At 42.8% G+C, this 14,558-nt stretch carries 8 protein-coding genes; 7 read left to right on the forward strand and 1 reads right to left on the reverse strand.

Annotation, left to right across the window (positions count from 1 at the left end):
- Positions 1-238: 238 nt before the first annotated feature.
- The 3 genes from BMW53_RS07350 to BMW53_RS07360 all read left to right on the forward strand — a co-directional run bounded on the left by BMW53_RS07350 (position 239) and on the right by BMW53_RS07360 (position 7,549).
- A complete protein-coding gene (locus tag BMW53_RS07350; protein WP_074780443.1) occupies positions 239-4,393 on the forward strand; it encodes a hybrid sensor histidine kinase/response regulator transcription factor in 4,155 nt (1,384 codons plus the stop codon).
- A 153-nt stretch (positions 4,394-4,546) separates the two neighbouring features.
- Entirely contained in the window at positions 4,547-5,728 is a 1,182-nt protein-coding gene (locus BMW53_RS07355) for a glycoside hydrolase family 43 protein (RefSeq protein ID WP_081804733.1), read from the forward strand.
- Between the two features lie 12 nt (positions 5,729-5,740).
- Positions 5,741-7,549, forward strand: a complete 1,809-nt coding sequence (locus BMW53_RS07360) for a glycoside hydrolase family 2 protein (protein ID WP_038554405.1) — start codon at positions 5,741-5,743, stop codon at positions 7,547-7,549.
- 221 nt (positions 7,550-7,770) lie between these two features.
- On the opposite strand, the gene BMW53_RS07365 is transcribed toward BMW53_RS07360, so the two are convergent.
- A complete protein-coding gene (locus BMW53_RS07365) occupies positions 7,771-8,682 on the reverse strand; it encodes an AraC family transcriptional regulator (protein WP_038554402.1) in 912 nt (303 codons plus the stop codon).
- Between the two features lie 122 nt (positions 8,683-8,804).
- Between BMW53_RS07365 and BMW53_RS07370 the strand changes: the two genes are divergently transcribed.
- The 4 genes from BMW53_RS07370 (at position 8,805) to BMW53_RS07385 (ending at position 14,476) form a co-directional block, all read left to right on the forward strand.
- The gene (locus tag BMW53_RS07370; RefSeq protein ID WP_038554399.1) at positions 8,805-10,592 is read left to right on the forward strand and encodes an L-fucose isomerase; all 1,788 of its coding nucleotides are present in this window, start codon (positions 8,805-8,807) and stop codon (positions 10,590-10,592) included.
- Between the two features lie 5 nt (positions 10,593-10,597).
- Positions 10,598-12,073, forward strand: a complete 1,476-nt coding sequence (gene fucK, locus BMW53_RS07375; RefSeq protein WP_038554397.1) for an L-fuculokinase — start codon at positions 10,598-10,600, stop codon at positions 12,071-12,073.
- A 35-nt stretch (positions 12,074-12,108) separates the two neighbouring features.
- The gene (gene rhaD, locus BMW53_RS07380) at positions 12,109-12,897 is read left to right on the forward strand and encodes a rhamnulose-1-phosphate aldolase (RefSeq protein ID WP_051567507.1); all 789 of its coding nucleotides are present in this window, start codon (positions 12,109-12,111) and stop codon (positions 12,895-12,897) included.
- Between the two features lie 376 nt (positions 12,898-13,273).
- A complete protein-coding gene (locus tag BMW53_RS07385) occupies positions 13,274-14,476 on the forward strand; it encodes a multidrug effflux MFS transporter (protein ID WP_038554394.1) in 1,203 nt (400 codons plus the stop codon).
- Positions 14,477-14,558 lie beyond the last annotated feature (82 nt).

Below are 14,558 nucleotides of genomic sequence, written 5' to 3' on the forward strand. Positions count from 1 at the left end.
CAAAATCGATGTACACTTTCAATTAATTGAAATCGATTGCATAAAATTGAAAAAAACTGTTACAAATTTGACGGGCAGGATTTGCGCAATTAGTCAATTGTGTGTAGTGGTCAGATTTACAGTGTTTTGCAAAGACGAGATTTCGGGGCGTAGGTGTTGTTATGTTTTTAACGTATATTGAGTGGTGCAAGCCATATTTTTCAAAATTCATATAAATTTGCACAAAGCAAAAACTAACATGCCACGAATTATTAAACTGCTTTTTGTTCTGCTTTTTTGTTCATGTGCTGCATTGGCACAAAACGAGCTATACTTTTCTCATCTGGGAACAGAAAACGGACTTACCATCGATAAATCAAACACCATCACACAGGATCAGAATGGTTTTATGTGGATTGGCACCTTAAACGGCCTGACACGTTTTGATGGTTACGACTATGTTACTTATCATCCTCATTTTCATGATTCCACTTCAATATCCAACCGCGAAATTACGAAGTTAATGGTTGATAAAGCCGGTAATTTGTGGATTGGTACAGCAAGTGGTTTAAATTTTATGAACCTTGAAACCGGAGCTTTAAAACGATACAAAATCCGAAGCCGGATTTTATCGTTGGCAGAAGATCACGATGGTTTTATTTGGATTGGCACCTGGAATGATGGATTGTATAAGCTGAATCCTGAAAACGATGAAATGAATCATTACCTGGCAAACGAGGTGGTGAGCGATATTTACGAAGACTCGCGCCGGATATTGTGGATAGCCACTTACAATGGCCTGCTTCATTTTTATCCTGAAAGCGGTGAATATAAACGTTATATTACAGAGGCCGGTAAAAATTCGCTTTCAAATTCTACCACTACCCAAATTGTTGAATCGAGAGATGGAAACCTGTGGATTGGAACATGGGGTGGCGGTTTAAACAAAGCAGAGGTAAATAACGATGGTGAAATAATCCGCTTTACCGCTTATCGTGAAACCGCCAAAGCAAACAGTTTGGGCGATGATGTGGTGTTTAAATTGTGTTACGACCAGTTTGATAATCTGTGGATCGGATCGTGGAATGAAGGTTTAAGTTTACTGAAATACGATCAGCAGCAACTTCCGCCTGCGGAAGCAGGTTTTTGGAATTATCAGGCATCGGTTAATAATCCTGGAAGTTTATCGTCAAATGCCGTATCGGCTATTTTTGTTGATAAAAGTGGCTTGCTTTGGGTAGGCTCGTCAAAAATCGACAGAGCCTCGATAACTGATAATGGATTAAATCGTTACGTGTTGCCGTCAACGGTTGATAATCTCGGAAACAAAATCTACATAAAAAGTTTTGCTGCTTTTAACAATCAGCTGTGGATTGGCACTTCGTACAACCTTTTGCAGTACGAAAACAAAAATGGGGTATATGTTTTAAAGAAAGATTACGGCGAGCAGAAATACACACACAACGGCCGCGAATTTATTGCCTATACTATTTTCGATATGTATGCCGATAGCACAGGACTTTGGATTGGTACCGAGGATGCAGGGCTTATTCATTATCAGTTTACCCGCGATATGGAACTCGATCTTTCAAGCCGGGAGTACTATAACGAGAATACTGAAATAGCGATTCCGGGCAATAAAGTCATCGAATTAGTTCCATCAAAAAAATACCCGGGCGTAATTTATGCCGGAATAACTGAGCGTGGTTTTGTGATTTTAAAAACCGACAGGAATAAAATTGTTTCAGTTGAAAGCTTTTCGTCCGGCCCCGAAAATCACCAGATAACCAGTAATATCATCCGGGCTTTACACGAAGATAGCTCGGGAGATGTATGGATCGGGACGGAAAACGGTTTAAATTGTTACCATCCCGAAACCGGGAAATTCGACAAATATTTTTACTCAACCACCGATAAAAAATCGTTGAACGACAATGCGGTAAATGCCATTCTTGAAGACTCACCTGGCAAGCTGTGGATTGGAACAACATCCGGTTTAAACCGGAAAATCAAGGAAGTTGATTCATCAGGAAATGAAGTAGTAAAATTTAAAGGTTTTCCAGAAATTGAGTACCTGCAAAACGACCTCATTTCGGGATTAATGGAAGACAAATCGGGAGATTTATGGATTCGTACTTACCGCGGTATTGTTGAGTTCGATGTACAAAATGAGGCAATTGTAAGCCGGCACTTTTCGCAGGATTACCAAAATGATCGTGTGGAAAGAAACGCCCAGTTCGTTCTTGAAAATGGAAAAATTCTTGTTGGCAACCTCTCCGGATTTATCGTGCAGGAGCCCGAAACTATCAGCCAAATGGAGCAAACAGCAAATGTAGTGATTACCGACTTGCTGATTTACGACAAAAGTATGAACGATGAGCTGGAGCTCAGAACGGAATATGGAATCGATACCGACATTCCTTACGCCGAAAAGGTGAAGCTGTCGTACAAAGACAAAATGCTGACCTTTAGTTTTTCGGATATGGATTATAAAAATCCGGGAAAAAACGAATACTTTTTTCGGATGGAAGGTTTTGACGAACAGTGGAACAGTGCCGGAACGCGAAATACAGCCACCTACACCAATCTTCCGCCGGGCAATTATACGTTTAAAGTTGTGGCGAGCGCCGGCAACAGGGTTGATTACGCTAAAGCCAGCACCTTTCAGGTTTCCATGTCGCCACCCTGGTGGAAATCAATTGTCGCCTATATCGTTTATGGCCTTTTGTTTATTGCCGTTATGTATTTTTTTATGAAATACTCGATAATAAATGCGCAAAAGAAAAGCGAGCTGGCCTTTGAGCACTTAAGGGCCGAAGAGTTACGCAATCTGAATGAACAAAAAACGCTGTTCTTTACCGATATAACACACGAATTAAGAACGCCGCTGACACTAATTCTAGGGCCGTCGAAAGAATTGCTCGACGATACAAAACTAAGTGAAGAATCGCACAAACTGGCGCAATTAATAAACACCAGCGCCTATAAACTTTTGCGTTTGGTGAATCAACTGATTGAGTTCCGTAAAATTGAAAAAGGTATTCCTGATAATCTTTACATTCAGCATTGTAATCTGGTAAATCTGCTTCACGAGGTTTATAATTTCTTTAAGCCAATGGCCGATTCACGGCAAATCGAGTTCAAATTAAATGCTACTCCTGAAATTATCATGGCGAATTTCGATCCTGATAAGATGGAGAAAATAATCTTTAATCTTTTGTCGAATGCATTTAAATATTCGCCCGATAACAGCGTAATTTCTATAACGGCTTTTGAGCGGGAGAACACAAATGCGGAAAAGGAGGTGATAATTGAGGTTAAGGACAGTGGTGTTGGAATTGCAAAAGAGCACCAGGAGAAAGTTTTTGAGCGTTTTTTCCAGATAAAGCAACTGCGCACACAAAGTACCGGTGGAATTGGTTTGTTTATGGCCAAAGCAATGATTGAGCAGCACGACGGAACGATTGAGCTGGACAGCGAAGAAGGTAACGGAAGTTGCTTCCGGCTGGTATTGCCACAGAACAGCGAGCTTGCAGCAAATGCCGAAAAAAGCGAAAAATGGAAACCCGAAGATTCGATAACAAGCTTGGTGCAGCCTGAAGACGCCACTTTCGGGAATATTTTACACGACACTTCTTTTAGCGAAGTGGATAAGTCAAAACCGCATGTGTTGGTTGTTGAAGACGATGCGAATTTGAAGGCGTTTTTGTGCACCGGCTTATCGAAACACTTTAATGTGGCATGTGCCGATAATGGTATGGAGGCGCTTGAAAAAATAGAGGCAAACACGCCCGATCTGATTCTTTCGGATATAATGATGCCCGAAATGGATGGTTTTGAATTGTGCACCCAATTGCGAAACGACCTGAATTTCTCGCACATCCCGGTAATTTTCCTTACGGCCAAAACCATGCACGAAGACCAGGTTAGAGGATTAAAGCTCGGGGCGGTGGATTATATTTATAAACCGTTTAATATGGTTTCTTTATCGCTAAAGATTTACAATTTATTGAACCTGCAAAAACAAAAGCAGGAACGCTTACGCACAGAGCAAATTCTGGAGCCCGAACACATTGAATTGTCTTCTTTGGACGAGGAATTTCTGAAAGCTGCGGTTCAATCGGTGCAGGATAATCTGGACAATACCGCTTTCGACGTGGAAGCTTTTAGTGCCGAACTGAAAGTAAGCGCCAACCAGGCCTACCGAAAAATAAAAGCACTTACCGGGCAAACGGCCAACGAGTTTATCCGTACTCAACGATTAAAGGTAGCATCGGGGCTGCTGGTACAGAAAAAAAGATCGATTAGCGAAGTAATTTACATGGTTGGATTTACCAGTCCGTCGTATTTTAGTCGCTGCTTCAAAGATTTTTACGGTTGCACACCAAAAGAGTACATTGAAAAAAATACCTGACTGAGCAGGTAAACCGGCATGAAAGGCGGTTTATCGAATATGTACAATTTTACGTTGAATTTATGCCAGTGATTGAAATTGCGGACTGATATTTTTGCTTCACTTTCTAATGAAAGCTGAGAAGAAAATCAATAAAGCAAAATTGCCGTTATCATGAAACCACAATCAAACCAACTTTATCCCATTCTCTTTACTTTTTTTTGTGCCTCGTTAATGGTTGTATTAATGGGATGCAATTCGAAAAAAGAAGAGCCGCAAGGATTTCAAAATTTTAATCCGGGGCAATCCTGGCCCGATGCCGACAGTGTGCATATTAATGCTCATGGAGGTGGAATTTTGTTTCACGATAATACCTATTACTGGTTTGGCGAATACAAAAGTGAGCATACCAGCTCGGCCCAGGTGGGGGTGAATTGTTACTCTTCAACTGATTTGTACAACTGGAAACCTGAAGGTGTTGCACTTCCTGTAAGCGACAGTATTGGCAGCGACATTGAGACCGGTTGTGTTATGGAGCGCCCAAAGGTGATTTACAACGCCAAAACCCAGCAATTTGTGCTGTACTTTCATTTGGAGTTGAAAGGTAAAGGCTACAGTGCTGCGCGAGTTGGTATTGCCGTTAGCGATAAGGTTACCGGGCCTTATACTTATCTGCGTTCATTACGTCCGAATGCCGGCTTTTGGCCGCAGAACATGACTGAAGCCCAGAAAAACAGCAGCCTTACAATGGCTGATTTTTCCGATTGGTGGACCGATGATTGGATGGCTGCTGTTCATGATGGTTTGTTTATCCGCCGTGATTTTGAAGGCGGGCAAATGTCGCGCGACATGACTCTTTTTGTTGACGATGACGGAAAAGCCTACCATATTTATTCATCGGAAGAAAACCTGACGCTGCACATTGCCGAATTGAGCGATGACTATTTAAGCTATACTGGAAAATATATTCGTGTTGCTCCCGGCGGACACAACGAAGCGCCAGCTATTTTTAAAAAAGACGGGAAGTATTTTATGATCACATCCGGTTGTACAGGTTGGGATCCGAATGCTGCCCGACTATTTACGGCCGAATCCATTTGGGGCCCCTGGGAACAACATCCAAACCCATGTGTTGGCGACGATGCCGATCTGACCTTCCACTCGCAAAGTACCTATATTTTGCCAGTGGCCGGGAAAGACGATGCTTTTATTTTTATGGCCGATCGGTGGACGCCCAAAAAGCCAATCGAAGCAAGCTACATCTGGTTGCCCATTCAGTTTGAAAATGGATTGCCGGTATTAAAATGGATGGATCAGTGGAACCTCAGCATTTTTGACGAATCAAACGAATTATAATAAGTAGAAATAATGAAGAAATTAGCAGTATTTGCATTGCTCTTGTTGCCCTTTATGGGTTGGGCGCAGGATGTTTTTATTCAGCATGCAAACGGACGGGAATTCACCAGCCTGAACGGGAAGTGGAAATATGTACTCGATCCTTACGAACAAGGGCAAATCGGTTTTATGCCCGTTTATGAGAATGTAAAGCAAAAGGACAAATCAGATCGTATAGAATACAGTTTCGATGATGCGCAATCGCTTTGGGTACCCGGTGCGTGGGATGCACAAAAACCTGAGCTCGCCTACTACGAAGGAAGTATATGGTACCGCAAAACCTTTGATAAATCGGATCTGTCGAACAACAAGCGTTATTTTGTATACGTTGGCGCGGCAAATTATAAGAGCACCGTTACGCTTAACGGAAAAGTGGTGGGTACACACGAAGGTGGATTCACGCCTTTTGCTTTCGAAATCACCGATTTGATTCAGGAGAAAGACAATTTTCTGATTATCGGAGTAAACAATAGCAGGCTTAATGATGGAATTCCGTCGAAAGTTACCGATTGGTTTAATCATGGAGGAATTACCCGCGACGTGCTGTTGGTTGAAGTGCCTAAAACTTTTGTGAGCAATTATTTCCTGTCGTTAGACAAAAACTCGCTTAACGCAAAAAGTAAAAAGATTAACGGGAAACTTCAGCTTAACGGAGCATCATTTCCGCAGAAAGCACGAATTGAAATCCCTGAATTAAAGGTTAACGAAGAAATTAATGTGGAAGCCGACGGGGGCTGCAATTTCTCTATCGACGTGAAAAATATGGAGTTGTGGTCGCCTGGAAATCCAAAATTGTACGAAGTTTCCATCTCTGCAGGAAATGATAAAGTTACCGACCAGATCGGATTCAGAACAATTGAAACCGAAGGCAAGAAGATATTATTAAACGGCGAACAGATTTTCCTGAGGGGAATTTCGCTGCACGATGAAAATCCGCTGCGTGCCGATCGTGCCAATTCGGTTGATGATGCAAAACTTGTATTGGGCTGGGCAAAAGAACTGGGCTGTAATTTCGTTCGTCTGGCTCATTATCCGCACCAGGAAAATATCCTTCGCGAGGCCGATAAAATGGGTATTTTGCTTTGGGAAGAGCTGCCTTTGTATTGGGGAATCGACTGGAGCAACCCGGAGGTTCTTGAAAATGCAAAAAGACAGTATTCAGAAGTGATAAACCGCGATTATAACCGGGCGAGTTCAATTATCTGGTCGATTGCCAACGAAACAACACCTTCTGATTCGCGAAATGCATTTTTGGGTGCTGTGGCCGAGCATGTTCGTTCGCTGGATAATACCCGCTTATTGTCGGCTGCTTGTAAAAAGGATCAGCCCGGCGATGGAAATACGGCCAAATATTACACCATCAACGATCCTTTGATGAAGTATCTCGACGTGGTGAGCTTTAACGAATATTTGGGTTGGTACGGCGGTTTGCCCGACGAGTGTCGCGAAAAAGTAATATCATCGGATGAAGACAAACCAATTATTGTCAGCGAATTTGGAGGCGGTGCCTTGCAGGGATTTCATGCCGACAGTCTGACACGCTGGAGCGAAGAGTTTCAGGAATATTTGTACCACGAGAGTATTAATATGTTCGACAAAATTGATGGGTTGGCAGGAATGACACCCTGGATTCTGGTTGATTTTATGTCGCCGCTTCGGCAGTTGCCAAACGTACAGGATGGCTGGAACCGAAAAGGCCTGATTTCTGAAAAAGGATATAAAAAGAAAGCTTTTTTCGAACTGCAGAAGTATTACAAAAAGAAAGAAGCAGAATACAAATAATTTTTTTCAATATTGATTGTATTGAATGTTTGATTGCAGCAGCGGGAATTTCTTGCTGCTGTTTTTTTATGAAGTCTATTCTTTATCTCCAATTATCGACTCCACCTTACCTTCCCAAAGGGGCGGAATTATCCCCCTTTGGGGGATTACAGGGGGCAGAACAAAGAGAATGCAAAATACTATCAATCCTTCTGGAGATATTCAAGAATCAAAAATATTATTCAGGAGCTCATTCCAAACTCCTTCCTGTAGCGCGCTGGAGAAATGCCGGTACTTTGTTTAAAGATGCGGGAAAAATGGTAGCGATCGGCAAATCCTGTGTTTAGTGCAATTTCGTCGATACTCAGGTTGGAGTGGTGAAGCATGATACAGGCCCGGTCGATGCGTTTATTGCGGATATACTTTTGAACCGAAATTCCCACTTCGTTCGAAAACAGCCGGATAAAAGCATTGGTTGCCATTTGCGCTTTTTCGGCTAAGTTCGAATTGCTTAAATTACCAGCTATATTTTCTTCGATGTAGCGTAAACAACGAATAATCCGGTGATCGTTTGAAATCAGATCCCAGTTCGATTCAGGTAAATCCGTAAGTAAATCAGAAATTAAAGCTTTTATCACCAAGCTGATGTGGAAGCTAAAGAATTTGTGTTCTTTGTTCAGGTGGTTTTTTATCAGTTGCAGTTTCGACTGGAGATGATCGGTGAGTTCAAAACTGAAAACTCCGGGTGAGATATTATCGTAAGGAATTCCAATATTAAAGTGAATAAACAGATGTAAAAGGCTGGGTTTTGACGACGCTTCCTGTCGGTCAGAATTTACATCAACACGTCCTCCTACCAACGAAAATCCTTCTTTGGGTATTTCATAATCATACAAACGAGTGGCATACGAAGTATTCGGCGGAATCAGTATAATTTTATTGGGAGATAAGTCGTATTCAGTATCGTTATAAATGATTTTAGCCCCTTCGGCGCTGTTGTGGTAAATGCGCCAGTAAGGGAATGAAAGTTCGTTGTATTCCCAGTTCTCAAGCCACCAGTGCCGGCAGCAAAGCAGCTGAGTATTATAGTTCGGGAAAAACTGAATAACATCAGAAGGATCGCCTTTTTCCGGCTTTGTTTTATAGGTATTCATATCTGGTGATGTTAGAAACAGATACAAATATAGTAAAATCAGCCATTGGTTTCGGTAAGGCTTAATCGTACTTTGTGAGCACTAAGTAATACAATAAATTTTAAAAATCTAAATAGGTAATTATGGCTAACAGATTAATTGGCGACTTGCCAAAAGTGGGCATCCGCCCGATTATCGACGGACGTGAGCGAGGCGTTCGCGAATCGCTAGAACAGCAGGTGATGGACTTGGCAAAAGCTGCCGCAGCTTTTATTTCCAGCGAATTAAAATTCCCCAGTGGCGAAACGGTAGAATGTGTTATCGCCGATACCTGTATTGGCGGTGTGGCTGAAGCAGCCCTATGCGCCGAAAAATTCAGAAAAGAAGGCGTAGGGGTTTCTCTCAGTGTTTCGCCTTGCTGGTGTTACGGAACCGAGGTGATGGACACCGATCCGCTGATTCCGAAAGCAGTTTGGGGCTTTAACGGAACCGAACGTCCGGGGGCTGTTTATCTGGCTGCAGCTTTGGCCGGATATACGCAAAAAGGATTGCCAACTTTCGGAATTTATGGTCGCGATGTGCAGGATGCCGGCGACACAACAATTCCTGAAGATGTAAAAGAAAAAATACTGCGCTTTGTAAAATCGGGGCTGGCAGTGGCCCAAATGAAAGGGAAATCGTATTTGTCGATTGGCTACAGCTCAATGGGTATTGCCGGTTCGATGGTCGATTCAGGTTTCTTTCAGAAATATCTGGGAATACGAACCGTATTTGTGGAGTCGGTAGAAATTCTGAGACGAATCGAGGAAGGTATTTATGATGAAGAAGAGTTTCAGAAAGCATTGGCCTGGACAAAGGCAAACTGTAAAGAAGGAAAAGATATAAATAAGCCTCAAAATCAGGCAGACGCGGCCCGAAAAGAATACGAATGGGAGATGGTGGTGAAAATGACACTGATTTGCCGCGACATGATGATTGGTAACAAAAAAGTGATTGAAAAAGGCTTCCACGAAGAAGGGGTAGGACGAAATGCCATTCTGGGCGGTTTCCAGGGGCAGCGCCAGTGGACCGACTATCAGCCAAATGGCGATTTCACCGAAGCCATTTTAAATTCGTCGTTCGATTGGAATGGTATTCGTCAGGCTTTTGTTTTGGCTACCGAAAACGATAGTTTGAATGGTGTTTCAATGTTGTTCGGGCATTTGCTAAGTAATACCAGCCAGATATTTTCTGATGTGCGCACCTACTGGAGTCCGGAAGCTGTAAAACGCGTTTGCGGTAAAGAACTGACCGGTTTGGCCGAAGGTGGAATTATTCACTTGATCAACTCCGGCTCAACAACGCTCGACGCTACTGCGCAGCAACGCGATGCCGAAGGAAATCCCGTTATGAAACCTTTCTGGGAAATTAGCGAAGAAGAGGTACAAAAATGCCTGGAGAACACTTCGTGGCCACAGGCCGACAGGGAGTATTTCCGTGGTGGCGGTTATTCGTCGTTGTTTAAAACTGCCGGACAAATGCCGGTTACCATGAGTCGTTTAAACCTGGTGGATGGTTTGGGGCCGGTGTTACAAATTGCTGAAGGCTGGACGGTTGAATTGCCCGATGATGTGCACGAAATTCTCGATGAACGGACCAATCCAACCTGGCCAACCACCTGGTTTGTGCCACGCGTAAATGGCGAAGGAGCTTTTAAAGATGTATATTCGGTAATGGCCAACTGGGGTGCTAATCACGGTGCAATTAGTTACGGTCATATTGGTGCCGATCTTATCACACTGGCCTCGATGTTACGCATTCCTGTTAACATGCATAATATTGATGGCGATAAGGTTTTCCGGCCAAGTGCCTGGGCGTCGTTTGGCGAAGCGAAAGAAGGTTCCGATTTTCGTGCCTGTGAATCGTACGGGCCACTTTACGGTAAAAAATAATTCGTATGCCTGAAAAAGATCTGGCAATAGTATTCGATTGCGGAGCCACAAACCTGCGGGTAATTGCCATGGATGTGCATGGCAAAATTGTGGCTTCGGAATCGACTGCAAACAATACAAGTCCCGATCCTGAATTTCCGGGTGGCGTAATTTGGGATGTGGAAGAAATGTGGGGAAAACTTTGTTCTGCCTCGCAGAATGTGATGACAGCAATCGATACAAAACGCATTGCGGGCGTAACTGTTACTACTTTTGGTGTTGACGGTGCTTTTGTTGATGCGCAAGGCAAATTGCTTTACCCGGTAATTTCGTGGCAATGTCAGCGCACAACGCCTGTTATGAACGAGATTGGAAAATATATTCCGCTTGAAGATTTGTATGCCGAAGCTGCTACTTTCCCATACGCATTTAATACCATTAATAAAATGGTTTGGATGAAGGAAAACCGACCGGAGGTAATTGAAAAGGCCCATCGTTTTTTGTTTATCACCTCACTGTTTATTTTTAAACTGACAGGCGCGTTGAAAAACGATGCGACCATGGCAGGCACTTCCATGTTGATGGACATGCAAAAGCAGCAACCATCGGAGAAGATATTTGCAGCGCTGGACATTCGGAATGATATTTTGGGAGCTATTGCAGAATCCGGAGAACGGGCCGGAACCGTTCATCAAAAAGCGGAAAGTGAGACAGGCATACCCAAAGATGTGCCGGTGTTTTTTGGTGGTCACGATACACAGTTTGCTGTATTTGGCTCGGGAGCCAATGAAAACGAACTGGTGCTGAGTAGCGGAACCTGGGAAATAATCATGGCCCGAAGTGCCGGTTTTAAGTCGGGCAAAAAGGAACTGGCAGCACAGTTAACCACCGAAATGGATGCCGAGAAAGGACTGTTCAATATTGGACAGAATTACCTGGCTTCGGGAATTTTGGAATGGTTTGCCAAAAACTTTTACCCGGAACTTCGTGACGATGCATTGTACCGCAAAATGATCGATGATGCGAGTACTGTTCAGCCCGGAGAATCATCAGTTTGGGTGAATCCTTCGTTTTACGGCGAAGGCGGAGCCAATAATTTTGGGGCGATAAACGGTTTAACCATACACACCAAACGAGGTGAAATATACCGGGCATTTCTGGAAAGTCTGGCCTGTAGGTTACGATATGGCATAGAAGCGCTGGAAAATGCAGGCGGTTTTAAAGCTGAAAAAATAATTTGTGTGGGTGGTGGATCAAAAAACTATCTTTGGAATCAATTGCGTGCTGATGTTTGCAATTTGCCCATACAATTGGTCGATCAGAAAGAAACAACCGTTTTAGGTGCAGCCCTGTTTGTGTTTGCAGGAAGTGGTTTGGCAAAATCGCCCGAAGCAGCGCGGCAGCTGGTGGATTATAATCCAAAAATTATTGTGCCATCCGAAAATCAAAAACTGTACGGCAAATTGTATCAGAAATTTAAAGAACGCATGCAGTACGTTTAATTGAAGAGTTGAATAACAAAACTTAATTATTAATTGTGGAGGCAATAAAAAATCTTCCGGCAAAGGTCATAAATCATATTATTCAGGTTAGCGAAGTTGCCGGTTATTTATGGGCAAAAGAATGGGCTGAAAAAAGCTCGGGAAATATTTCCATTGATTTAAGCGGACTTTTCCGGGAGTCAGCAATCAACCGCATTCATGACGAAGTTCCCTGCGATTTTCCAAAAGAGGCCGCCGGAATGGTGCTTTTTGTTACCGGTTCCGGTTGTCGGTTGCGGCATCTGGTGGATCGGGTAGATGAAGTTGCTGCAATTATAGCTGTCAATTCAGCAGCTACGGCCTATTCGGTTTTGTGGGGAGGTAAAAGTGCCGGTTTTAAACCCACTTCAGAACTGAGGGCGCACATAAAAATTCATCTTTTTAATGCGGTTAACCATACCGGCAAAAAAGCTGTTGTTCATGCACATCCGAGCGAGTTGGTGGTTTTAAGTCACCATAAATTGTTTAAAGATGAGGCCTTGTTTAATCACTCGCTTTGGAAGATGTGCCCTGAAATAAAACTGTATGTTCCGCGTGGAATAGCTTGCGTTGAATATGCCCGATATGGAACCGAAGAACTGGCAAATCTAACGCTGGAAGGATTAACCAACCACGATGTGGTTTTGTGGGAAAAACATGGTGCTTTAGCCACCGGAGTTGATATGGAAGAGGCCTTCGACTTTCTGGATGTAGCCAATAAAGGTGCAAAACTACTGTTGTTGGCCTGGAGTGCCGGATTTGATCCCGAAGGACTTTCGCCCGAACAACTGGATGAGCTGAGCTGAATAATTCCCTGTGGTTTTGCCTCTGGATACGTATTCCCTCCGCTGCTGAGCTACCTTTTTTATATAATTGAAAATCTGAAAAACAAAAAAATTATCAATAATCAATATCCAATGTACAACAACGTTAATCACATTTATTTGAAGAAGTTGATTTGGATATTGATTATTCTAAATTGGATATTTTACATTGTAAATGGTGATAAACAAAAAGTGTAATATCTAGGGAAAGGATGTTTCTAAAGGATGGTAATGGTCGACTTCAAGAATTTTCTTTTATTAAAACCTGATACTGTTAAATTCTGCAGTGCTATAGCCTTAATAATTCAGGTCTTCGTTTTAAACTTATACCTTCGCGCCAAATTGAAACAAAAGAAGTATGAGTTTAAACCGTTCAGGCAAATTCTTTATTCCCGTATTCACAATGGTTATGGCTGCCATGGTGGCTATGTCGCCATTTGCAATTGATACCTATATAGCTGCCTTACCCGATATTGCTGAGTTTTTTGGCGTAAAGCTAAACGTAGCCGAGTTGACCATTACGTTGTACTTTCTGGGATTTGCTTTTGGTAATTTTTTCGGCGGTCCCTTGTCTGATGCCTTTGGGCGAAAAACAATTGCACTCACCGGAATTGCGCTTTACGGCTTGGCCTCGTTACTTATAACTACCTGCACTAAAATTGAATACGTGCTGTTGTTGCGTGTGCTTCAGGCTTTTGGCGGAGGTTTTGCAACGGTTACGGGTAATGTGTTCATTCGCGATTGGTACAGCGGAAAACAGGTAGCTCGCTTTGTTACCATTATTAGTATGATTATTATGCTGGCTCCGTTGTTTGCTCCGGTTATGGGCGCCGCATTAATTCACTGGTTTGGTTGGGTGAGTATCTTCTGGTTTTTACTGGCATTTGCTATTCTGTTGTTTTTGTCCATGTGGTTGCTTATTCCCGAATCACGGGCGCCGGAACTGATTACCCGTAAAATTACAGGCCGGCAGCTGTTGGAAAAATACCGGGTATTTTTCTCGAATAAACAAAGTACAATTTTGCTGTTTGCCATTAGTTTGCCCATGTCGGGATTATATGTTTTTATTACAGCAGCTTCGTTTATCTACATCAAGTATTTTGGTGTATCCCAAATGCGCTTTCCGTTGTTTTTTAGTGCAAATATTGTTCTGAACATCATGTTGTCGTTTTTAAATACCATTCTTTTAAAGAAACACGATGCAGAAAAGATTTTACGCTACGGATTATTGTTGCAGCTGATTTCGGGCATAACACTGGCCATTTCGGTGTTGATGCCGGAGCCGCAATTGTGGTCGGTATTTGCATCAATTGTATTGTATGTTGGAAGTTTGGGTTTGGTTTTCGGGAACGGAACAGCCACCATTTTGAACCACAATCCTGAAGTGGCAGGATCGGCAAATGCTACCATCGGAATTGCCCGTTTTGCCATTAGTGCCTTAATCGGAAGTATAATGGCCCTGTTTCATACCGGCGATCTTATTCCCTTCGGACTGGTACTTTTTTTCTGTACCCTTTCCGGAAATATTCTGTATAATTGGGCCTTGCGGATTAAATCCTAACAGTTGTAGTTACGCTCATCCTGCGCATTAATTTCCCGTCCTGCAATAGTTCTACATCCTCCTGCTGGTTTTTTTGCAATCC

Origin of the sequence: Draconibacterium orientale, from assembly GCF_900111425.1 — a bacterium.
Classification (GTDB): Bacteria; Bacteroidota; Bacteroidia; order Bacteroidales; family Prolixibacteraceae; genus Draconibacterium; species Draconibacterium orientale.